This window comes from Pseudomonas kairouanensis, from assembly GCF_004682055.1.
Classification (GTDB): domain Bacteria; phylum Pseudomonadota; class Gammaproteobacteria; order Pseudomonadales; family Pseudomonadaceae; genus Aquipseudomonas; species Aquipseudomonas kairouanensis.
This window is the reverse complement of sequence record NZ_QUZU01000017.1, coordinates 64,514-86,605: the sequence shown is the minus strand read 5'-3', so window position 1 is coordinate 86,605 and position 22,092 is coordinate 64,514. Positions and strand designations below refer to the sequence as shown.

Here is a 22,092-nt window from a genome sequence, read left to right as displayed (position 1 = left end):
ATGCGCGAACCGGGTTTATTGAAACCAGCGGTCCTGTGGCTGCTGTTGTTGGCGCCGCTGTTTTTCAGCACCTACGGCTTTGCCACCTGGGTGACCAGCCAGCGCAGTGACGTCGGCACCCTGGTGTTCGGCTGGGAAACCCACATGCCGTTCTGGGCCTGGACCATCGTGCCCTACTGGTCCATCGACCTGCTTTACGGGTTTTCCCTGCTGCTGCCCCACACCCGGCATGAACTGAAGCAACATGCCCTGCGCCTGCTCAGCGCCCAGGTGATCGCGGTGAGCTGCTTCCTGATCTGGCCGCTGCGGTTCACCTTCGAACGGCCGGAACTGGACGGCGTGTTCGGCTGGCTGTTTGCGGTATTGGCGGGGTTCGACAAACCCTTCAACCAGGCGCCTTCCCTGCATATCGCGCTGCTGGTGATCTTGTGGGTGATGTTCCAGCGCCATACTCAGGGCGTGTGGCGATGGGTGGTGCATGGTTGGTTTGCGCTGATCGGTATTTCGGTGCTGACCACTTATCAACATCACTTTATCGACTTACCCACAGGGGCCCTCGCCGGTTGGATTTGTGTGTGGTTGTGGCCGGTGGAGCATCCGAGCCCATTGTTGAACGCACGGCTGACGCGAGACCCCAAGCGTTGGCGTTTGGGCCTGCGCTACGGCTTGGGCGCACTGGCCCTGGCGATCCTGGCGTTTGTGATGGGTGGCGGCTGGTTGTGGATACTTTGGCCGGCGATTTCCCTGGCCTTGATCAAGGCGAACTACGTCGTGCTGGGGGCCGCAGGTTTTCAGAAGCGCGCCGATGGCCGACTCACGCCCGCCGCGCGCTGGCTCTATGCACCTTATCTGGCCGCCGCGTGGATCAACTCGCGCCTGTGGACACGTAAACATCCACAGCCGGATCTGATTGTGGATAACGTCTGGCTCGGGCGTATTCCTACGACGCGCGAGCAAGAGCCCTTCAAGGCCATCGTCGATTTGTGCGCCGAGCTGCCGATTAATCCACAGGGCCGCGCCTACATATCCATCCCCGTGCTCGACTTGATCGCCCCCACTCCCGCCGAATGCCTGCTCGCCGCCCAGGCCATCGAACGCCTGCGCGCCCATGGCCCGCTGCTGGTGTGCTGCGCCCTCGGCTACTCCCGCAGCGCAACGGCCGTCGCCGCCTGGTTGCTGCATACCGACCGTGCAACGACGGTGGAGCAAGCGCTGACTATCATTCGTACAGCGCGGGCCGATGTGGTCCTGCATCCTGCTCATCGTGAAGCGTTGGAGGGTTTAGCCCATGCCCGCTGATATGGAACTCCAGGTCGTCGCCAGCCTGTTGCGTCGTGGCCGTTCGCTGGATCAGTTATCCACAGGCCTGACCTTGCTCGGCGTATTGTTCGGCCTGGCTCAGCTGTTGATGGCGAGCATTTCAACCATCTGCCTGTTGCTGGCCCTGTGGATGATTATTCTGGGGTTGCTGCAAAAATACTGGGCGCTGCGGGTGGCCTTCGACGCCGACCTGTTCGCCCTGCTGGCCCGCGACATAGACCGTACCGCAGACCTCGACCAAGCCTTGCAAACCCTCGGCCTGCAATCGCCCAAGCGCGCCGGCAGGCCCTGGACCGAGCGCCGTCGCGGCGCCCTCAAACTGCTGCGCAAACAAGCCTGGCTGCTGGGCGCGCAAGCGCTGCTGACCCTGGGTGTGATTCTCGCCAGCCCTTGGCTGCCTTTTGCCGGATAAGGAATTCCCATGTTCGAACCCGTGGTCGCCACGCTCATAACCTCCATGGCCCGTACCGTCACCGGCGCTCGTAGCCTGTGGCTCGGGTGCGCGCCGGTGCCGGTGCAGCGCATCTACTTTGCCAACCACAGCAGCCACGGCGATTTCGTGTTGTTGTGGGCCTCGCTGCCGCAGAACCTGCGCAAATTCACGCGCCCGGTGGCCGGCAGCGATTACTGGAACAAAAGCGCCCTGCGTCGCTACATCATCAACAGCGTGTTCAACGGCGTGCTGATCGACCGCGAACGCAAAGACCCTGTGGATAACCCTTTGCAACCCATGCTCAACGCTCTGGAAAGCGGCGACTCGCTGATCATCTTTCCGGAAGGCACCCGCAACCTGGAAGACGGCCTGCTGCCGTTCAAAAGCGGCCTGTACCACCTGGCAAAAAGTTACCCACAGGCTGAATTGATCCCCGTGTGGATCGCCAACCTCAACCGGGTCATGCCCAAGGGGCGCGTCTTGCCGCTGCCCTTGCTGTGCACCACCAGCTTCGGCGCGCCGCTGCACTTGGAAGAAGACGAAGACAAAGCCGCCTTCCTCGCCCGCACCCGCGACGCCCTGCTCGCCCTTGCCCCGGAGCACTGCTGATATGCACAGCCAGACCATAATGCTGTTCGGCGGCATCGGCGCGATCCTGGTACTCGCCTCGTTGATTGGCCTGATCCTGAAAATTCGCACCCGTGGCACGCCCAATGCGGTGATCGACAACCTCAACGCCCGCATCAACGCCTGGTGGGTGATGGTGGTGGTGATCGGCATCGCCTTCTGGCTCGGCACCGGCGCGGTGATTTTGCTGTTCTACGCCGTGTCGTTCTACGCCCTGCGCGAATTCCTCACCCTCACCCCCACGCGGCGCAGCGACTACCCGGCGCTGGTGGCGGCGTTCTACCTGGCGTTGCCGCTGCAATACCTGCTGATCTACTCGGACTGGTACGGGTTGTTCTCGATTTTTATCCCGGTGTACGTGTTTTTGCTGCTGCCGATCCTCGCGTCCCTGGGCGGCGACAGCACCCACTTCCTCGAACGCGCCTCGAAAGTGCAGTGGGGCCTGATGATCGCGGTGTTCTGCGTGTCGTTCGTGCCTGCCCTGCTCACCCTCGACATCCCCGGCTACGAAGGGCGCAACCTGCTGCTGATCGCCTACCTGGTGATCGTGGTGCAACTGTCGGACGTGCTCCAGTACGTGTGTGGGAAGTTGTTCGGCAAACACAAGATCGCGCCCAACCTGTCACCGTCCAAAACCGTCGAAGGCTTTGTCGGCGGCATCCTGCTCTCGTCCCTGATCGGCGCCGCGCTGTTTTGGACCACCCCGTTCAACCCGTGGCAGTCGTTCTTGATTGCGCTGTTGATCAACCTGCTGGGCTTTGCCGGCGGCATTGTGATGTCGGCGATCAAGCGCGACCGCGGCGTGAAGGACTGGGGGCACATGATCGAAGGGCATGGCGGCATGCTGGATCGGCTGGATTCGGTGTGTTTTGCGGCACCGATTTTCTTCCACCTTGTGCGTTTCTGGTGGACCTGAATCTCGTTTCAAATTAACAATTTGAATCAACCTGCAAGCCTATAAGCAAACAAAACAAGATATATTGTTTGCCTATAGGCTTACTTATTTTATTAAATTGTATACTTATAGGCTTACATTTACTGCAATACTGAAAGCCTACAGGCTTTCAAAAGGCAATTAGCTATGAACACTTCCAACCTCTACAAATTGCGACTATCTCAAGTGGAACGGGCAATTGAGCCTTTTAGCAGCATCAAAGGCGCTTCAGTGCCGCCCGGAGGTTGGCTGCGATCCATCAGAGAGTCTCTAGGCCGTTCGCTGCGTGTCCAGGCAGAGATCGCTGGCGTGTCGGCGGTGACGTTGACCAAGTCCGAGCGCTCCGAGGCGGAAGATAGGATATCGCTCGCCCAACTTAGAAAACTCGCGGCAGCACTGGACTGTGAACTCGTCTACGGCCTCGTGCCCAAAAAGCCACTGCACGTGATGATTGAAGATCGCGCCGAGTTTCTAGCAAAGCAGGAAATCCTGGGCGTTGCGCATTCCATGAGCCTTGAGGACCAACGCCCCTCGGACACTTTTATCGAACGCCAGATTGATGAGCGTCGCAAAGAACTGCTGGATGGTTCGTGGGCGCGCCTATGGCGATAGAACTGGAACTTAAACCAGGTCAGACGCCTCTGGATCCGGATGAGGTTTCTGGCCTTAAACCAAGACACATCGCAACCCAAGGCGAGTTGGACGAGTGGGAAGCACAGAACATCCTCAAAGCCACCCTGTGGATAAACCGCCAGAAGAAACTGGACGTTTTGAACGATCACTTTTGTCGTGAATTGCACACGAAAATGTTCAGCGACACTTGGAAGTGGGCAGGGACCTTCCGCAAGTCAGATAAAAATATCGGCTGCGATTGGACGAAAATCGCCGTCAACTTACGCCAACTGCTCGACAACGTCGCTTACTGGCTGGAACACGAGGTTTTCCCACCGGACAAAATTGCAGTGCGATTTCATCACCAGCTGGTGTGGCTGCACGCCTTTCCTAATGGAAACGGCCGCCACGCTCGGCTGATGACTGATTGTCTACTCAGGCAATGCGGTCTCGCGCCCTTCTCTTGGGGCCGTGGCAACTTGGTGACGGCAAACGAAGTTCGCCAGCGTTACATCCAAGCGCTTCGCGCCGCCGATACCAATGATTACGTGCTGCTTTTGGCTTTCGTGCGCAGCTGACGTAGTCACTATGGCGTCTCGGATAAGTCCGAATCTGCTGCTCCTACCTCCCGCGTCCCTTTCTTTCGCAGGACATTTCCGAGAGAATCCCAGCCGCTTGTGCCCTGCCTTTTCGGTGGCTAGTCTGCGTTCGTCACTGCCCATTCAGTGACCGGGTTTAGCAGCTCGAACGAACATTGGACTACTTGGAGTTATCGAAATGACGAAAGTAAAGTCCAACCCGCCCCACAACTTTTTCATCACCCACCCCGAACTCAGCTTCGAAGACGCCCTGGCCTACGCCTCAGACCTGCTCCACTGTGCCGAAGCGTTGGGCCAGTCGCCCAAAGCCGCCGGTTATCTAGTGGAAATGGCAAAAGTCATGGTGGATCGTTCGCTGGAATGCATGAGCCCCTCGTAACGACGGGGTTGTAGTGAGCGGGCTTGCCCCGCGCTGGGCTGCGAAGCGGCCCCAAACCCAGGCGCCTCGGTTTTCCTGAAACACTGCGGCGGCCGAATTAGGGCCGCTTCGCAGCCCGGCGCGGGGCGAGCCCGCTCACCACAGGTATCAGTTGAGCGGGGTAATCTTTTGTATCAAAGACGCGTGTAAGATACGCCGCACTTAGCCAGGGATGCTCACCATGTTCGACTCGTTCAAAGCGATCAGCCGCCGTATTGCCGGTGCGTTAGCGACTGTGGTGGGGGCCGTTTTCGGTCAATGGCATCCGCCGTTCTGGCTGCGGGCCATCGGGCGCGGCCTGGCTAACGCGGGCCACAAGGCGCGTGCCTATCCGCGCCAGGCGGGTGCCGGTGTGTTGGGCGTGGTGTTGCTGGCCGCCGCCGGGTTCTACGGCTGGCAGTGGTATTCCCACCTGCCGCAGCCCCACACGGCGAGTTATTCGCTGCACAAACCCAACCTGACCGACTACACCCAGCCAACGCCGGTGGTGGATAACCTGCAGGTTCGCTTCGCCGAGTCCGTCGCCCCGTTGACGGCGATTGGCAAACCGGTGACCGAAGGCATCACGCTCAAGCCTAGCGTCGCGGGCACCTGGCGCTGGTCCGACGACCGCACCTTGCTGTTCGTACCGGAAAAAGACTGGCCCATCGACGCTGGTTACACCCTGGATCTGGCCAAGAAAAACCTGCTGGCCGACGGCGTGTTGCTCGACCAGTACAGCGCGCAATTTTCCACCCAACCGTTCCGCGCCACCTTGGCGCAAAACGAGTTGTACCAAGACCCGTCCAACCCGACGCTGAAACAGCTGGTGGCGACCTTTCATTTTTCCCACCCGGTGGATGAAGACAGCCTACGCAAACGCGTAACGGTGACCCTGGACAAAGGCCTGGCCTACCGCGACGCCCAGTTGCCCAACCGCCCGGAAGTTACCTTCGACGAGAAAAAGCTCAACGCCTATGTGCGCTCCGCCGCCCTGGCCACGCCGCTAGAAAGCACGCAGGTCAGCGCCAAGCTCGACGAAGGCCTCAAGGCCCGCGACGGCGGCAACGCCAGCACCGCGCCATTGGTGGCGCAGGTCACCGTGCCCGGTCGTTATCGCCTGACCTTTACCGGCGCCGACGTGAGTTTTGTCGACAACGAACGCGGCGAGCCGGAACCGGTGCTGATGTTCAGCAGTTCCAGCGCTGTAGCCGATGAGACCATCGCCGGTAAGGTGCAGGCCTGGTTGCTGCCGGAAAAAGCCCAGGACGATACCCGCCCCTACAGCAGCAATGACATTGACGACGCCCTGCTCGCCCGCAGCACCAAGCTCAACCTCGCCCACGTGCCCAGCGTCGAACCGCTGAACACCCTGCACGCCTTCAAGTTCAAGGCGCCGGCTGGCCGGGCTATTTACGTGCGTGTGCCGGCCAACCTGGAAGCCATCGGCGGCTATTTGGCGAAAAACCCTACGGCGTCGCTCATCAGCATGCCGGCGTACCCGCGTACCTTGCAGTTTCTGTCTGACGGCGCCTTGCTCAGCCTCAACGGCGAAAAACGCCTGGGTTTCATGGCCCGTGGCGTGCCCGGTGCCCATGTGGAAATCGCCCGCTTGCTGCCCAACCAGTTGCAACACCTGGTGGATCAGAGCAGCGGCAGCTTTGCCCGGCCAAACTTCGGCAACGAGTATTTCGACCGCATGGTCGAGCGTCAGTCGCTGGATATTGCGCTGTCGTCCAATGACCCGGCCAAAACCGTCTACGACAATGTGGACTTGGGCCACTACCTCACCGCCAACGGCGGCCGACGCGGCATTTTCGTGCTCAAGCTCAGCCCCCAGGATGACCCGGCCGAACGCACCTTCGAGTACGAGCGCAGCAGTACCAGCGACCTGCGATTTATCGTGGTGACCGACCTTGGCATCATCGCCAAGCGCTCCAGCGACGGTAGCCATGACGTGTACGTGCAGTCCATCGGCAACGGCTCGCCGGTGTCTGATGCGCAGGTCGACATCATCGGCCGCAACGGTTTGCCGGTCGCCAGCGGGCATACCGATGCCGAAGGCCACGCGCATTTCGCCAAGCTCGATGAACTGCGCCGTGAGAAAACGCCGCTGATGTATGTGGTGACCCGTGGCAACGACCAGTCGTTCTTGCCGATTGCCCGTCAGTCCCAGCAGCTGGATTTGTCGCGCTTCGACGTAGGCGGCTTGGAAGAAGACGGTGCGATTGATCGCCTCAGCGCCTACCTGTTTACCGACCGAGGCCTGTACCGTCCAGGCGAGACCGCGCACCTGGGCATGATCGTGCGCAGTGGCAATTGGCAAGGTGCCCTGCAAGGCCTGCCGGTGGAGCTGCAAATCACCGACCCACGTGGCCTGGAAGTGATTCGCCAACCGCTGAAGCTGTCCGCCAGCGGCTTTGAAAGCTTTGATTTCCCCAGCAGCGAAGTGGCCCCCGCAGGCGACTACACCGCGACCTTGCAGCTGATTGGCCAGAAGCAGACGCGCACAGACCTGGGCAGCGTGAGCTTCAAGGTGCGCGACTTCGAGCCGGACCGCATGAAGGTCAGCCTGAGCCTGCATGACACCCCTGTGCAGGGCTGGATTGCCCCAGACCAAGTGGTGGCCAAGGTCACCGCGATGCACCTGTTCGGCGCCCCGGCGTCCGGGCGTCGTGTCACCGCGAAAATGTCGCTGAGCCCAACCCTCGCGGCGTTCGACCGCTACCCCGACTATCGCTTCCGCCTCAACGATTCCCTGGAAGACGCCAGCACCGAAGACCTGGCCGAAACCACGGCCGACGATAACGGCCAGGCGGTGCTCGACCTGAACCTGCAACGCTTCGCCAACAGCACCTACCGCCTGCAAGTGATGGCCCAGGTGTTTGAAGCCGAGGGCGGTCGCAATGTGGCGGCGCAAAGTGCCTTGCTGGTGTCGTCCGCGCCTTACCTGGTGGGTGTGAAAAGTCAGGACTCGTTGTCGTACGTCGCCAAGGATGCGCCACGCCAGGTGCAATGGCTGGCCGTCGCGCCAGACCTTTCGCCGCTGGCGGTGGACGGCCTGACCACAGAGGTGGTCGAACACCGCTACGTGTCGGTGCTGGTGAAGCAATCCAACGGCACCTACAAGTACGAGTCGCGCATCAAGAACATCAGCCAACCGGCCTCACCGCTGGTGATGACCAAAGAAGGCGCCAAGCAGACACTTAATACCGGCACGCCGGGGGATTTCACCCTGCAGCTCAAGGACGCCAACGGCAACCTGCTCAACCAGATCGACTACAGCGTGGCCGGGCGTGGCAACACCTCGCGCTCCCTGGAACGCAACGCCGAACTGCAACTGCGCCTGGATAAGCGCAGCTATGCCACCGGTGACGAAATTGCGATCAGCATCCGCGCGCCTTACACCGGCGCCGGGTTGATCACCATCGAACGGGACAAGGTCTACACCCAGCAGTGGTTCAAGGCCGACAGCACCAACAGCGTGCAGCATATCCGCGTGCCCGCAGGGCTTGAGGGCAATGCCTACGTCAACGTGCAGTTTGTGCGGGACATGGGCTCGGCCGAGGTGTACATGAGCCCGCTGTCCTACGGCGTGGTGCCGTTCAGCATCAACCTGGATGCGCGGCGCATGGCGCTCAAGGTAGAAAGCCCGGCGAAGATCGAGCCGGGGCAGGTGCTGGATATCAAGGTCAACGCCGACCGCCCCGGCCGCGCCGTAGTGTATGCGGTGGACGAAGGCATCCTGCAAGTGGCGCGCTACCAGACGCCGGACCCGCTGGGCTTTTTCTTCCAGAAGCGCGCGCTGGAGGTGGGTACCAGTCAGATCCTGGACCTGATCCTGCCGGAATTCAGCCGCCTGCTCAGCGGGGCCGCGCCCGGTGGCGATACGGAAGGCGCCTTGGCCAACCACCTGAACCCGTTCAAGCGCAAACATCAGCCACCGGTGGCTTGGTGGTCTGGCCTGGTAGATTTGCCGGCCGGTGAGACCGTGCTGCATTACCAGGTGCCAGACAGCTTCAACGGCAAGCTGCACCTGTTTGCGGTGGCGGTGGACAGCGACAGTGTGGGCGTGAGCGAAGCCAGTACCGATGTGCGTGGGCCGATTGTGATCACGCCGAACGTGCCAGCCTTTGTGGCGCCGGGGGATGTGTTCAGCGTGAGCGCCGGGGTGTTCAGCAACCTCGATACGCCAGCAGACGTGAAGTTTGAACTGCAGACCAGCGACGGCCTCAAGGTGCAAGGCGACAAGGGCAGCACCCTGTCTCTGCAACCGCGTAAGGAAGGCACCGCTGAGTTTAAGATCAAGGTCGGCGAAATCCTGGGTTCGGCAGACCTGCGCTTTGTCGCGGTGCTGCCGGACGGCAAGCGCATCCAGGTGGCGGAAACCACCTCGATCCGCCCCTTGAGTGAGCATCGTGTGGCCCTGAGCCTGGGTCGTTTCGACAGCGCCAGCAAAGAGCTCAAACCCACCCGCGAACTGTTCAGCCAACTGCGCGACGTGCAACTGGGCGTAGCGGCCTCGCCACTGGTGTGGGCCAACGGCCTCAAGCACTACCTGGACGACTACGGCTATGCCTGCACTGAGCAACTGGTGTCCAAGGCCATGCCCGCGTTGATCTGGGGCGGCAATGTACCCGAGGCCGAGCAAGCCTTTAACAGCGCGGTGCGCATGCTGCGCCAACGCCAGAACCAGGCTGGTGGCTTTGGTTTGTGGGCGGCCAACCCGGACGTGGCGCCGTACGCCAGCCTGTATGCCACCGACTTCCTGATCGAAGCCAAGGAGCGTGGCCTGCCGGTGCCGGAAGACCTGCTGGTGCGCTCGAACGCATATCTGACAGACCTGGCCAACGGCCCGAGTGAAGGCTTGTCGGAATTGCGCAACCGCGCCTACGCCAGTTACCTCTTGAGCCGTCAGGGGATTCTGGTGAGCGGCGCCTTGAGCGATATTCGCGAGCGCTACGAGAGCTACTTCAAGGACACCTGGCAGAACGACCTGGGCGCCGCCTACCTGGCCGCCAGCTACAAGCTGCTCAAGCAGGATCGCCAGGCCGATACCTTGTTCCGCAAAGTCCCATGGCGCGCCCTTGTGGATAAGTGGGACAGCGACGGGCTGTACTACGACCCGCTGGTGCACGACGCCGAACACCTGCACCTGCTGGCGCGGCACTTTCCGGAGCTGATGGACGATGTACCCACGGCGCTGCTGGATAAACTCGGCAAGCGCCTCAACGAGCAACGCTACAACTCGTTGTCGGCGGCGCTGTTGCTGCGGGCCCTGGACAACTATGGCCAGCGTGCGCAGAGCGACATGACCCTCAAGGCTACTGCCTGGCTGGGTGACAAACAGCAGCAGTTACTGGAGATGGCCGGCCAACCGCCGCGCGCCGCAGTGCCGGGCGCCACGCAAAAGCTGGTGATGGAAAAATCCGACGGCCCTGCGGCGTTCTACATGCTCAGCGAAGCCGGTTTCGATAAGGGCGCCAAGCTCAAGCCGATCAACAATGGCCTGGAAATCATCCACGAATACCTCGACCTTAAGGGCGAGGCAGTGAGCAAAGTCGCCGTGGGCGATGAGTTCCTGGTGCGCTTGCGTCTGCGCGCCACCGACCGCGATCAGGTGCAGCAGGTGGCCGTGGTCGACTTGCTGCCAGGCGGTGTCGAGCCTGTGTATAACTTGCCGCCGGAGCCGGAACCCGCCAGCACCGAGGAAGGCGACGGCGAAGAGTCTGAATACGTAGAAGAAGACAGCCAGGAAGAAGCGACCTGGCAAGCACCCATCGGCGAAACCGAGCTGAGCAACTGGCAGCCGGAATACGTGGACGTACGGGATGATCGGGTGGTGTTGTACGGCACAGCCCTGCGGGATGCAGGCACGTTCGTGTACCGCGTGCGCGCCACCAACGCCGGCACCTTCAATACGCCACCGGCCTACGCCGAAGGCATGTACGAAACCACCCTGCAAGGGCGTGGCAAAGTAGGCCAGCTTGAAATTACCAAGCCTTAAGCGCCTGACGCCGCTGCTTGCAGCGGCGGTAGTGCTGGCGGGGCTGCGGCTGTGGCCCCATGCCCCGCTGGAACAGGCCGTGACCTCGTCGCGGGTGGTACTGGCCGACGACGGCTCACTGCTACGCATGACCTTGGCAGATGACGGCCAGTATCGCCTCTGGCTACCCCTGGAGCGGATATCTCCTTCACTGATCGAAGCCTTGTTGCTCAAGGAAGATCGCAATTTCTACTGGCACCCGGGGATCAATCCTCCGGCGTTGCTGCGTGCAGCCATGGCCACCTACAGCGGGGGCCAGCGCCAGGGCGGTTCGACCTTGAGCATGCAATTGGCGCGGCGCCTGTGGGATCTGAACACCCGCCAAGTGCCGGGCAAGTTGCAGCAAATGGCCCTGGCCCTGTGGCTGGAAGCGCGCTATAGCAAGCACGACATCCTTGAGGCCTACCTGAACCTGGCGCCCATGGGCGGCAACATCGAGGGCGCCGAGGCGGCCAGTCGCATCTACTTTGGTAAGTCGGCGGCGCAGGTGTCGTTGTCCGAGGCGCTGGCGCTGGCGGTGATTCCCCAGCAGCCGGGACGGCGCGCGCGCTTCGGGCCGTCGCTGCAAAACGCGCGGCTGCGCTTGATGGCCGATTGGCGCGAGACTTATCCACAAGACCCGCGTAACGACAGTTTGCTAGACCTGCCCCTGGAGGCGCGCACCCGCCAGCAGATTCCATTCCTGGCGCCGCACTTGAGCGAACAGTTGCTGGCGTCCCAGCCGGGTAACGAGCTGAACAGCACCCTCAACCTGCCCCTGCAGCAATTGCTGGAACGCCTGATCACCGGGTTTATCGCCGAGCGTCGCAGCACCGGTGTGGAAAACGCCACGGCGATCCTGATCGACAGCCGCGACCAGAGCGTCAAGGCGCTGGTAGGGTCGGCGGATTACTTATCCACAAGCATCCACGGCCAGGTCAATGGCGTGCTATCGCGACGCTCGCCGGGCTCGACCCTCAAGCCGTTTTTGTATGGGCTGGCGCTGGACCAAGGGGTGATCCACCCCATGAGTATCCTCAAGGACTTGCCGAGTAACTTCGGCTACTTCCAGCCAGAAAATTTCGACGGCAGTTTTGTCGGCCCGCTGACAGCGCGGGATGCGCTGATCCGTAGCCGCAATATCCCGGCGGTGTGGCTGGCCAGCCAGGTCAAATCGCCTTCGTTATACGGTCTGCTGCAACGCGCCGGCATCAAGGGCCTTCGGGACGAGAGCCACTACGGCCTGGCCCTGGCCCTCGGCGGCGGCGAGATGACACCCGAGGAACTGGCGCGGCTGTATGTGATGCTGGCCGGTGACGGGCATCTACGACCCTTGCGTTATTTGCAGGAACAGTCGCAATCCACTGGCACGCAGCTGCTCACCCCCCAGGCCGCCTTTATGGTGCGCGACATGCTGCGCCGCAACCCGCGCCCGGATGGGTTGCCCGGCCGTCACTGGCGCACCGCGTGGAAGACTGGCACCTCGTGGGGTTTTCACGACGCCTGGAGCGCTGGGCTGGTGGGCCCCTACGTGTTGGTGGTGTGGGTAGGCAACTTCGACGGTCGGCCGAACCCAGCGTTTATCGGCGCCAAGACCGCCGCGCCGCTGTTCTTTCGAATCGCCGATGCGCTCCCCCTGGCCTTGCCCAATGTGGTGATCAAGCCCGACAAACCGCCCGCTGGCCTGGTGCGCATTGATGTGTGCGCCGCATCCGGCGAACTGCCCAACCGTTGGTGCCCGCAAACCCGCAAGACTTGGTACATCCCCGGTGTGTCGCCGATTCGCGTGTCCAACCTGCATCGCCCGGTGTTGATCGACACCCGCACCGGCAAGGCCGCATGCCCGCCGTTCGAAGCGCAATACACCCGCGAAGAAGTTTTCGAGTTCTGGCCCAGCGACGTGCAACGCCTGTACCGCGCCGCCGGCCTGCCCCGCCGCACTCCGCCCAATGTGATGAAAAACTGCCAGCCCCATCGCACCAGCGACCAGAGCGAAGCACCGCAGATCCGCTCACCGTTGACCCAGGTGAGTTACCAGCTACGCCTGTCCCAACCGCAGGAAAGCATTGCGCTCAATGCCAATGCGGCCAGCGATGCGACAACGCTGTACTGGTTCGCCGATCAAACCCTGATCGGCCAGGGCCCGCCCCAAGCCACGCTGAACTGGCGGCCAGGCAAGTCGGGGGAGTATCGGTTGCGGGTCAGTGATGATCAGGGCCGCAGTGCGAGTCGGGGGTTGAGGGTGGAGTTTGTGCCGTGATCCTCTGTTAAGAACGCACAAAACTGAGTATGTGCTCCTAAAATCAGTGAAAGCGCCGATGCAGGTCTGGAAATACCATCTGCGCAAACCAGACCGGTAGCCCTGGAAAGACTGAACGTGACTTGGCGGAAGGTGCTTCAACCACGCCCATATCGACCAGTTTTCTGAGCTGCTCGCTCGCCACTCGGTCATGGAGGCCGGAAAACGTTTTAAAGTCCGCACGAGCAACTTCGCCTTGAGTCAGCAAGATGTGAATGGCCTTGGCCATTTCCTGTTTTACGCCAGCCTCTAGGAATCGGGGCTCCAGGCCGATCACGCGCTCAAGTCGCTGGCGCAGACTGACCAGGCCCATCGCCTGCTCTACATACTCCATCTGATCAATGCAGACCTGCAGCATGAACTCTACAAACTCGCACAACCCGCTTTGAGTCAACTGGCCGCGACCGTCCAAGTCCCCTCGCCGAGGCTGATCGGCAGCGCGTAAACGTGCGTAGTACTCGCCCTGCTTTCGTGCCAGCCCTCGGGAAAGTGACCATAACGGGGACGCAAGCCCCAGACGCATGAGCTGAAGATGCGTAACCATACGCACAACTCGGCCATTGCCATCTTCGAACGGGTGAACGAACGCCAGTCGATGGTGATAAGCAAGGGCACCCAGAATTCGTGAGGTCAGGTCCGATTGCCCGCCGTATACGTGTTGAAGGCGTGTGAGCATTGGAGTGACAGACTCCCACGCCGGCGCGGCGTGGTCGCCGACTAACACATTGCGTTGAGCGGCATCACGTAATTGGCCGGGTGTGAGCAATCGGCCATCGCTTAGTCGCAGGTCGTCATCGCTGGCATCCGCAAAAAGGCGACGATGGATGACGGAGATGAATTCAGGAGCGAAGAAAACGCTCCAAGGCGCCTGTGCAGATTTAGGTCGACGTAATGCTCGCTCCAGCAACTCCTGAACACCAATATGACTTTCCGCCAACTCGCGCAACGCCTTGGAATCGCGCTTGGGTAGACGCGCCGACAAGGTGGCAGGTTCGGTGAATTGGCCTTCAATCAGATTGCTGTAATAGCTATTGGTGATTCGCATTAGACCGCCGATGCGGGCAGCGGTATTTTCGTGGAGTACACCTGTCAGTTTGCCTGCACGAAAGGACAGTGATTCTGCCGTACGTAAAATCGATGCAGGGAAACCTGGAGATGGCCAAACAGGTTCCAGCCAATGGTTTCCGGATATGAATAGCTGCGTCATTTCCCTCACCTTTTCCGATTGATTTTCGGATCTATTTTCCCGTTAAGGACCAATAGTAGCTGGATGAATCTGCTTATTTATACAAGCTTTTGTTAACCGCTTTTTCCGATATTAATTCTGATCTTTTCGCTAGACCGAAATCTCTGCATAACTCGACTCTCCCCCACCCATCGCCCCCGACAACCAACCCCATACAAACGCCAGCGTGGTACGCCCGGGGTCATCAACACCGACCGTTCCGCGAGACCAACCGGCCAATAACTCACCCTGCGTGGTCACACACTGAAACAGCAGCTCGATCGTATCGGCACCGGTTACACGCCCTACCTGCTGGCCGATGCGAATACGACCGCCTTCGTAGGTGCTCGAAATAGCATCGCCTTCAACTTGATAATGGAACACCGTACCGGCACCAGAGAGCCCTTCGGTGTTGTTGGAAACCGCAAAACGGCGATTGTGCAAGCGCTCGCCGATCTGGGAGAAGGGAGTGTGCATCGAGGTCGAATCCTTTCGTCGAGCTAAGGCTGGAGACCCGGCGGACCTCCAGGGTGTGGCGAGTTATTCCACGGTCACCGATTTGGCCAGGTTACGCGGCTGGTCAACGTCTGTGCCCTTGAGCACGGCCACGTAGTACGACAGCAGTTGCAGCGGGATGGTGTACAGAATCGGCGACAGGGTGTCGTTGATATGCGGCATGTTGATGACGTGGGTGCCTTCGCCGTTGGTCATGCCGGCTTTCTCATCGGCAAATACCACCAGTTGGCCGCCACGGGCGCGTACTTCCTGCAGGTTGGATTTGAGTTTTTCCAGCAGTTCGTTGTTCGGCGCCACGGTGACCACGGGCATGTCGTCATCCACCAGGGCCAGTGGGCCGTGTTTCAACTCGCCAGCAGGATAGGCTTCGGCGTGGATGTACGAGATTTCCTTGAGCTTGAGCGAACCTTCCATCGCCACCGGGTACTGAGCACCACGACCGAGGAACAGAGTGTGGTTCTTGTCGGCGAACAGTTCGGCGACTTTTTCCACGATGCTGTCCATGGCCAGGGCTTCACCGAGGCGGGTTGGCAAGCGGCGCAGTTCTTCTACCAGAGTGGCTTCAACGCCCTCGCCCAAGGTGCCGCGCACTTGACCCAGGGACAGGGTCAACAGCAGCAAGCCAACCAACTGGGTGGTGAAGGCTTTAGTGGACGCCACGCCGATTTCACGACCGGCCTGGGTGAGCAGGGTCAGGTCAGATTCGCGCACCAGGGAACTGATGCTGACGTTGCAGATCGCCAGGCTGGCCAGAAAGCCCAGTTCCTTGGCGTTACGCAGGGCAGCCAGGGTGTCGGCGGTTTCGCCAGACTGGGAGATGGTCACGAACAGGGTGTCGGGCTGTACCACCACCTTGCGATAGCGGAACTCGCTGGCGACTTCGACCTGGCATGGGATGCCGGCCAGTTCTTCCAGCCAGTAACGGGCAACCATGCCGGCGTGGTAGCTGGTACCACAGGCGACGATCTGCACATTGCGCACTTTGGCGAACAGCTCGGCGGCTTGAGGGCCGAAGGAGTTGACCAACACCTGGTTTTGGCTCAGGCGACCTTCCAAGGTGCGTTGCACAACGGCGGGCTGCTCGTGGATTTCCTTGAGCATGAAGTGACGGTATTCACCTTTGTCGGCCGCTTCGGCGCCGTCGCGGTATTGCACGGCTTCGCGCTCGACAGAATTGCCGTTAACGTCCCAGATCGCCACGCTTTCGCGGCGGATGTCGGCAATATCGCCTTCTTCGAGGTACATGAAGCGGTCGGTGACCTGGCGCAGGGCCAGTTGGTCGGACGCCAGGAAGTTTTCCCCCAGGCCCAGGCCAATCACCAGCGGGCTGCCACTGCGGGCGGCGACCACGCGGTCCGGTTGGCTGGCGCTGACCACGGCCAAGCCATAGGCACCGTGCAGTTCCTTGACCGTGGCCTTGAGGGCCGTGGTCAGGTCGCTGTGGTCCTTGAGCTTGTGGTTGAGCAGGTGGGCGATGACTTCTGTGTCGGTGTCCGAGGTGAATACGTAGCCCAGGCCCTTGAGTTGTTCGCGCAGCACTTCGTGGTTTTCGATGATGCCGTTGTGCACCACCGCCAAGTCACCGGAAAAATGCGGGTGGGCGTTGCGTTCACACGGCGCACCGTGGGTGGCCCAACGGGTGTGGGCAATCCCCAGGCGCCCCACCAGCGGCTCGCCGGCCAGCGCCTGCTCCAGTTCGCTGACCTTGCCCGGGCGACGCATGCGCTCAAGCTTGCCGGCGTTGGTGAAGACGGCCACCCCGGCGCTGTCATAGCCACGGTATTCCAGGCGCTTGAGGCCTTCGATCAGGATGGCGGTTACGTTGCGTTCGGCGACTGCGCCAACAATTCCACACATGGTGCTTCTCCTAGATGATTGCCGCGCATATCAGCGTAATGCCGCGGGCTTGGATCTGGTCGCGGGCCTCAAGCGGCAGGCGATCATCGGTGATAAGGGTATGGACGCTGCTCCAGGGCAGCTCCAGGTTGGGAATCTTGCGGCCGATCTTGTCGGATTCGACCATTACCACCACTTCCCGGGCGACCTCGGCCATGACGCGGCTCAGGCCCAGCAGTTCGTTGAAGGTGGTGGTACCGCGCTGCAGATCGATGCCATCGGCGCCGATGAACAGCTGATCAAAGTCGTAGGAACGCAGCACCTGCTCGGCGACCTGGCCTTGGAACGAATCCGAATGGGAGTCCCAGGTGCCACCGGTCATCAACAGCACCGGTTCGTGTTCCAACTCGCTCAAGGCGCTGGCGACGTGCAGGGAGTTGGTCATGACCACCAGGCCAGGCTGGTGGCCCAGTTCAGGGATCATGGCGGCGGTGGTGCTGCCGCTGTCGATGATGATGCGGGCGTGTTCGCGCAGGCGCGTCACGGCGGCACGGGCGATGGCGCGCTTGTACTGCGAGATGGGTTGAGCAGCGTCGCCCACCAGTTCCTGGGGCATGGTGATGGCGCCGCCGTAGCGACGCAGCAACAGGCCGTTGCTTTCCAAGGCGGCCAGGTCTTTGCGAATAGTGACTTCCGAAGTTTCGAAATGCTTGGCCAATGCGTCCACGCTGACTTCGCCCTGTTCATTGAGCAGGGTGAGGATGTTGTGGCGCCGTTGGGGTGTATTTCGTTTCGACATGGTGATGATAAGTTTCGTTTCGAAAGATAACGAAGGCAATCAAAACCTATTGGGGAAAGATCGTCAAGCGCAGCGCAGCAAATTTCTGATCAAACGCAGAACAAATGTGGGAGGGGGCTTGCCCCCGATAGCGGTGTATCAGCCAGCCTATCTGTAGCTGGCAAACCGCAATCGGGGGCAAGCCCCCCTCCCACATTGGATATATGTTGCTGATGAGGCTGTGGATAACTCAGGTCTTTTTGATTTTGACCGGACGCTTCCAGCCGTCGATGTTGCGTTGGCGGGCGCGGGCTACCGCCAGTTGGGACTTATCCACATCCTGATTGATCGTTGAGCCGGCGGCGGTGTTCGAGCCATCACCAATAGAGACAGGCGCAATCAGTGAGTTATTGGAGCCGATGAAGACGTCCTCACCAATAGTCGTCTGGTATTTGTTGGCGCCATCGTAATTGCAGGTAATGGCACCCGCGCCAATATTACTGCGTGCACCAATCACCGCATCACCGAGGTAGGCCAAATGGCCAGCCTTGGCATCGTCACCCATTCGGGCGTTCTTCAGTTCGACGAAATTGCCCACGTGCGCCCTGGCGCCCATCACGGTGCCTGGACGCAGGCGTGCAAACGGGCCGGCATCGCTGCCCTCGCCCATTACCGCGCCTTCCAGGTGGCTGTTGGCCTTGACCACCACGCCTTTACGCAGGGTGCTGTCCTTGATCACGCAGTTAGGGCCGATGATCACGTCGTCTTCGATGATCACACGGCCTTCGAGGATCACGTTGATGTCGATTAGCACGTCGCGGCCAACGGTCACTTCGCCGCGCACATCAAAACGTGCCGGGTCGCGCAGGGTCACGCCCTGGGCCATCAGGCGGCGGCCTTCGCGCAGTTGGTAGTGACGTTCAAGCTCAGCAAGCTGCTTGCGGTCGTTGGCGCCCTGAACTTCCATCGGGTCGTGGGGCTGTTCGGTAGCCACTAGCAGGCCATCGTTTACGGCCATCTCGATGACGTCGGTAAGGTAGTACTCACCTTGGGCATTGTTGTTGGACAGGCGGCTCATCCAGTCGGCGAGCTTGTTGGCAGGCACGGCCATGATGCCGGTGTTGCCTTCAGTGATGGCGCGCTGTGCTTCGCTGGCGTCTTTGTGTTCGACGATGGCGGCGACCTTGCCATGGGCGTTACGCACGATGCGCCCATAGCCGGTGGGGTCGTCCAGCTCGACGGTGAGCAGGCCCATCTGGCCGGGCACTACGTGCTTGAGCAGGCGTTGCAGGGTTTCTACTTCGATCAGAGGCACGTCCCCGTAGAGGATCAGCACAGTGTCGGCAGTGACGAATGGTACGGCTTGCGCGGTGGCATGGCCGGTGCCCAGCTGCTTGTCTTGCAATACGAAATTCAGGTCGTCCGCTGCCAGGCGCTCACGTACCACATCGGCACCGTGGCCGATCACTACGTGGATACGCTGGGGGTCGAGTTGCCGGGCGCTGTGGATAACATGGCCAAGCATGGAGTTTCCGGCAACCGGGTGCAGCACCTTGGGCAGGGCTGAACGCATGCGGGTGCCCTGGCCTGCGGCGAGAATGACGATTTCAAGAGACATGAGTGGCTACCAATCCTGGGCGGTCCGGCTTCAGACCAGAGAAGTGTTTTGCTGAAAAAGAAAAAGGGTAGCCGAGGCTACCCTTTTTAATCAATCGCGCTTGAAGCATGACGGCGTGGCCGCTTACTTCTTGCGGATCTGCTGGAGCGTGCGCAGCTGGGCTGCAGCCTCGGCCAGACGTACAGCAGCAGCGCTGTAGTCGAAGTCCGCACCCTTTTCATTCAGGGCCTTCTCGGCAGCCTTGACGGCTTCCTGAGCGGAGGCTTCATCCAGGTCACCAGCACGTTGCACAGTATCGGCAAGTACCTTGACCATGTTCGGCTGAACCTCAAGGAAACCACCGGAGATGTAAAACACCTCACGCTCCCCGCCTTGCTTGGTCAGAGTGATCGGACCTGGCTTCAAGCTGGTGATCAACGGCGCGTGACCCATGGCAATACCAAGGTCACCGAGTTCGCCGTGTGCAATCACCATCTCTACCAGACCGGAGAAGATTTCCCCTTCCGCGCTGACGATATCGCAATGGACTGTCATAGCCATCTGATTGCCTCAACCTGATGAGCGCCCGTTTCCGGGCGCCTGGATTACAGTTTCTTGGCTTTCTCGATCGCTTCTTCGATGCCGCCGACCATGTAGAACGCTTGTTCTGGCAGGTGGTCGTAGTCACCGTTGAGGATGCCTTTGAAGCCAGCAATGGTGTCTTTCAGGGAAACGTATTTACCCGAAGCACCGGTGAAGACTTCAGCCACGAAGAACGGCTGCGACAAGAAGCGCTGGATCTTACGAGCACGGTTTACCAACTGCTTGTCGGCTTCCGACAGCTCGTCCATACCCAGGATCGCAATGATGTCCTTCAGTTCTTTGTAACGCTGCAGCACGTACTGAACGCCGCGAGCGGTGTCGTAGTGCTCCTGGCCGATCACGTTCGGGTCCAGCTGGCGCGAAGTCGAGTCCAGTGGATCGACCGCTGGGTAGATACCCAGGGAAGCGATGTCACGGGACAGAACGACGGTGGCGTCCAAGTGGGCGAAGGTGGTCGCAGGCGACGGGTCGGTCAAGTCGTCCGCAGGTACGTATACCGCTTGGATCGAGGTGATCGAGCCTTCCTTGGTCGAAGTGATACGTTCTTGCAGAACGCCCATCTCTTCGGCCAGGGTCGGCTGGTAACCTACTGCCGAAGGCATACGGCCCAGCAGTGCGGATACTTCAGTACCGGCCAAGGTGTAACGGTAGATGTTGTCGACGAACAGCAGAACGTCGTTACCTTCGTCACGGAACTTCTCGGCCATGGTCAGGCCGGTCAGTGCTACGCGCAGACGGTTACCCGGCGGCTCGTTCATCTGACCGTAAACCAGTGCCACTTTGTCCAGAACGTTGGAGTCCTTCATCTCGTGGTAGAAGTCGTTACCCTCACGAGTACGCTCACCCACACCGGCGAACACGGAATAACCGCTGTGCTCGATGGCGATGTTACGGATCAGTTCCATCATGTTTACGGTCTTGCCTACACCGGCACCACCGAACAGACCGACTTTACCGCCTTTGGCGAACGGGCAAACCAGGTCGATAACCTTGATGCCGGTTTCCAGCAGGTCGTTGCCGCCTGCCTGCTCTGCGAACGACGGCGCAGCGCGGTGGATACCCCAACGCTCTTCGGTGTCGATCGGGCCAGCTTCGTCAATCGGGTTGCCCAGTACGTCCATGATCCGGCCCAGGGTCGCTTTACCGACCGGTACGGAGATGGCTGCGCCAGAGTCGATGACGTCCAGACCGCGCTTCAAGCCTTCGGTGGAACCCATCGCAATGGTACGAACTACGCCGTCGCCCAGCTGTTGCTGAACTTCCAGAGTAGTTTCCGCGCCTTGTACTTTCAGCGCGTTGTAGATGCTCGGTACGCTGTCGCGTGGAAATTCCACGTCGATAACGGCGCCGATGATTTGAACGATACGTCCGCTACTCATAGCTGGATCCTCTGAATATTTGAACCGTTAAACCGCGGCAGCGCCGCCGACGATTTCCGAGATCTCTTGGGTGATCGCAGCCTGACGCGCCTTGTTGTAGATCAGCTGCAAATCGCTGATCAGATCACCGGCGTTATCGGTAGCGTTTTTCATCGCGATCATCCGCGCCGCTTGTTCAGCTGCGTTGTTCTCGACCACCGCCTGGTACACCTGCGACTCCACGTAGCGCACCATCAAGCCGTCAAGCAGCTCTTTGGCGTCTGGTTCGTAGAGGTAGTCCCAGTGGTGCTTGAGTTCCTGATCCGGAGTCGCCACCAGTGGAATCAATTGCTCCACGGTTGGCTGCTGGGTCATGGTGTTGATGAACTTGTTGGATACCACGGAGAGGCGGTCAATCCGGCCTTCCAGGTATGCATCCAGCATCACCTTCACACTGCCGATCAAATCATTGATCGACGGCTCTTCACCCAGGTGGCTGATAGCTGCAACGACGTTACCGCCGAAGTTACGGAAAAAGGCCGCACCCTTGCTACCAACAACACACAGATCGATCTCGACGCCCTTTTCGCGGTTTACCGCCATGTCCTTGACCAGGGCCTTGAACAGGTTGGTATTCAAACCACCGCACAAACCACGGTCACTGCTCACAACCACATAACCCACACGCTTAACTTCGCGGTCGATCATGAATGGGTGGCGGTATTCCGGGTTGGCGTTGGCCAGATGCCCAATTACCTGGCGGATACGCTCCGCATAAGGACGGCTAGCAGCCATGCGCATTTGTGCCTTGCGCATTTTGCTGACCGCCACTTTTTCCATGGCGCTGGTAATTTTTTGCGTGCTTTTGATGCTCGCAATCTTACTGCGAATCTCTTTTGCGCCTGCCATGTAACACCTATCAGGTTAGCAAGC

Annotated in this window: 17 protein-coding genes; 9 read left to right on the top strand and 8 right to left on the bottom strand. The window is 60.3% G+C overall.

The features are described from left to right. The 9 genes from DYL59_RS15480 (at position 1) to pbpC (ending at position 13,207) form a co-directional block, all read left to right on the top strand. The gene (locus tag DYL59_RS15480) at positions 1-1,299 is read left to right on the top strand and encodes a phosphatase PAP2/dual specificity phosphatase family protein (protein ID WP_135289971.1); all 1,299 of its coding nucleotides are present in this window, start codon (positions 1-3) and stop codon (positions 1,297-1,299) included. Further along, positions 1,289-1,732: a hypothetical protein gene (locus DYL59_RS15475; protein WP_135289970.1), complete on the top strand. Its 444-nt coding sequence runs from the start codon at positions 1,289-1,291 to the stop codon at positions 1,730-1,732. Before DYL59_RS15480 ends, DYL59_RS15475 begins: the two co-directional genes overlap by 11 nt. 9 nt (positions 1,733-1,741) lie before the next feature. Then, entirely contained in the window at positions 1,742-2,362 is a 621-nt protein-coding gene (locus DYL59_RS15470; RefSeq protein WP_135289969.1) for a lysophospholipid acyltransferase family protein, read from the top strand. A 1-nt stretch (position 2,363) separates the two neighbouring features. After that, the gene (locus DYL59_RS15465) at positions 2,364-3,296 is read left to right on the top strand and encodes a phosphatidate cytidylyltransferase (RefSeq protein ID WP_135289968.1); all 933 of its coding nucleotides are present in this window, start codon (positions 2,364-2,366) and stop codon (positions 3,294-3,296) included. Positions 3,297-3,461: 165 nt separating this feature from the next. After that, positions 3,462-3,926, top strand: coding sequence for a helix-turn-helix domain-containing protein (locus tag DYL59_RS15460; RefSeq protein WP_135289967.1), 465 nt, complete (start codon positions 3,462-3,464; stop codon positions 3,924-3,926). Then, positions 3,917-4,504: a mobile mystery protein B gene (locus DYL59_RS15455; protein WP_135289966.1), complete on the top strand. Its 588-nt coding sequence runs from the start codon at positions 3,917-3,919 to the stop codon at positions 4,502-4,504. The genes DYL59_RS15460 and DYL59_RS15455 overlap by 10 nt, the downstream gene beginning before the upstream one ends. A 199-nt stretch (positions 4,505-4,703) precedes the next feature. Continuing rightward, positions 4,704-4,904, top strand: coding sequence for a DUF3077 domain-containing protein (locus DYL59_RS15450; protein WP_135289965.1), 201 nt, complete (start codon positions 4,704-4,706; stop codon positions 4,902-4,904). A gap of 220 nt (positions 4,905-5,124) precedes the next feature. Beyond that, positions 5,125-10,929, top strand: a complete 5,805-nt coding sequence (locus DYL59_RS15445) for an alpha-2-macroglobulin family protein (protein ID WP_135289964.1) — start codon at positions 5,125-5,127, stop codon at positions 10,927-10,929. After that, positions 10,910-13,207, top strand: coding sequence for a penicillin-binding protein 1C (pbpC, locus tag DYL59_RS15440; RefSeq protein ID WP_135289963.1), 2,298 nt, complete (start codon positions 10,910-10,912; stop codon positions 13,205-13,207). The genes DYL59_RS15445 and pbpC overlap by 20 nt, the downstream gene beginning before the upstream one ends. A gap of 43 nt (positions 13,208-13,250) precedes the next feature. On the opposite strand, the gene DYL59_RS15435 is transcribed toward pbpC, so the two are convergent. From DYL59_RS15435 to atpG, 8 genes are all read right to left on the bottom strand, one after another. Beyond that, entirely contained in the window at positions 13,251-14,453 is a 1,203-nt protein-coding gene (locus DYL59_RS15435) for a Fic family protein (RefSeq protein ID WP_135289962.1), read from the bottom strand. Positions 14,454-14,582: 129 nt separating this feature from the next. Then, positions 14,583-14,948: an avidin-fold protein gene (locus DYL59_RS15430; RefSeq protein ID WP_135289961.1), complete on the bottom strand. Its 366-nt coding sequence runs from the start codon at positions 14,946-14,948 to the stop codon at positions 14,583-14,585. A gap of 63 nt (positions 14,949-15,011) precedes the next feature. After that, complete coding sequence (gene glmS, locus DYL59_RS15425) at positions 15,012-16,844, bottom strand: glutamine--fructose-6-phosphate transaminase (isomerizing) (RefSeq protein WP_135289960.1); 1,833 nt, start codon at positions 16,842-16,844, stop codon at positions 15,012-15,014. Between the two features lie 10 nt (positions 16,845-16,854). After that, positions 16,855-17,622, bottom strand: coding sequence for a DeoR/GlpR family DNA-binding transcription regulator (locus DYL59_RS15420; RefSeq protein WP_135289959.1), 768 nt, complete (start codon positions 17,620-17,622; stop codon positions 16,855-16,857). A gap of 229 nt (positions 17,623-17,851) precedes the next feature. Then, the gene (gene glmU, locus DYL59_RS15415) at positions 17,852-19,219 is read right to left on the bottom strand and encodes a bifunctional UDP-N-acetylglucosamine diphosphorylase/glucosamine-1-phosphate N-acetyltransferase GlmU (RefSeq protein ID WP_135289958.1); all 1,368 of its coding nucleotides are present in this window, start codon (positions 19,217-19,219) and stop codon (positions 17,852-17,854) included. Between the two features lie 123 nt (positions 19,220-19,342). After that, entirely contained in the window at positions 19,343-19,759 is a 417-nt protein-coding gene (locus DYL59_RS15410) for a F0F1 ATP synthase subunit epsilon (protein ID WP_032885166.1), read from the bottom strand. A 44-nt stretch (positions 19,760-19,803) separates the two neighbouring features. Then, on the bottom strand, positions 19,804-21,180 hold the full coding sequence (gene atpD / locus DYL59_RS15405) for a F0F1 ATP synthase subunit beta (RefSeq protein ID WP_135289957.1): 1,377 nt from the start codon (positions 21,178-21,180) through the stop codon (positions 19,804-19,806). 27 nt (positions 21,181-21,207) lie between these two features. Continuing rightward, a complete protein-coding gene (atpG, locus tag DYL59_RS15400) occupies positions 21,208-22,068 on the bottom strand; it encodes a F0F1 ATP synthase subunit gamma (RefSeq protein ID WP_010207685.1) in 861 nt (286 codons plus the stop codon). Positions 22,069-22,092 lie beyond the last annotated feature (24 nt).

Excerpts from the sequence above, each read along its gene's own strand:
- DYL59_RS15470 (WP_135289969.1), top strand. The coding sequence starts at position 1,742 with ATGTTCGAACCCGTGGTCGCCACGCTCATAACCTCCATGGCCCGTACC.
- DYL59_RS15450 (WP_135289965.1), top strand. The coding sequence starts at position 4,704 with ATGACGAAAGTAAAGTCCAACCCGCCCCACAACTTTTTCATCACCCAC.
- atpG (WP_010207685.1), bottom strand. The coding sequence starts at position 22,068 with ATGGCAGGCGCAAAAGAGATTCGCAGTAAGATTGCGAGCATCAAAAGC.
- DYL59_RS15465 (WP_135289968.1), top strand. The coding sequence starts at position 2,364 with ATGCACAGCCAGACCATAATGCTGTTCGGCGGCATCGGCGCGATCCTG.
- DYL59_RS15410 (WP_032885166.1), bottom strand. The coding sequence starts at position 19,759 with ATGGCTATGACAGTCCATTGCGATATCGTCAGCGCGGAAGGGGAAATC.
- DYL59_RS15420 (WP_135289959.1), bottom strand. The coding sequence starts at position 17,622 with ATGTCGAAACGAAATACACCCCAACGGCGCCACAACATCCTCACCCTG.
- DYL59_RS15475 (WP_135289970.1), top strand. The coding sequence starts at position 1,289 with ATGCCCGCTGATATGGAACTCCAGGTCGTCGCCAGCCTGTTGCGTCGT.
- DYL59_RS15455 (WP_135289966.1), top strand. The coding sequence starts at position 3,917 with ATGGCGATAGAACTGGAACTTAAACCAGGTCAGACGCCTCTGGATCCG.
- atpD (WP_135289957.1), bottom strand. The coding sequence starts at position 21,180 with ATGAGTAGCGGACGTATCGTTCAAATCATCGGCGCCGTTATCGACGTG.
- glmS (WP_135289960.1), bottom strand. The coding sequence starts at position 16,844 with ATGTGTGGAATTGTTGGCGCAGTCGCCGAACGCAACGTAACCGCCATC.
- DYL59_RS15430 (WP_135289961.1), bottom strand. The coding sequence starts at position 14,948 with ATGCACACTCCCTTCTCCCAGATCGGCGAGCGCTTGCACAATCGCCGT.
- DYL59_RS15460 (WP_135289967.1), top strand. The coding sequence starts at position 3,462 with ATGAACACTTCCAACCTCTACAAATTGCGACTATCTCAAGTGGAACGG.
- DYL59_RS15445 (WP_135289964.1), top strand. The coding sequence starts at position 5,125 with ATGTTCGACTCGTTCAAAGCGATCAGCCGCCGTATTGCCGGTGCGTTA.
- DYL59_RS15435 (WP_135289962.1), bottom strand. The coding sequence starts at position 14,453 with ATGACGCAGCTATTCATATCCGGAAACCATTGGCTGGAACCTGTTTGG.
- DYL59_RS15480 (WP_135289971.1), top strand. The coding sequence starts at position 1 with ATGCGCGAACCGGGTTTATTGAAACCAGCGGTCCTGTGGCTGCTGTTG.
- glmU (WP_135289958.1), bottom strand. The coding sequence starts at position 19,219 with ATGTCTCTTGAAATCGTCATTCTCGCCGCAGGCCAGGGCACCCGCATG.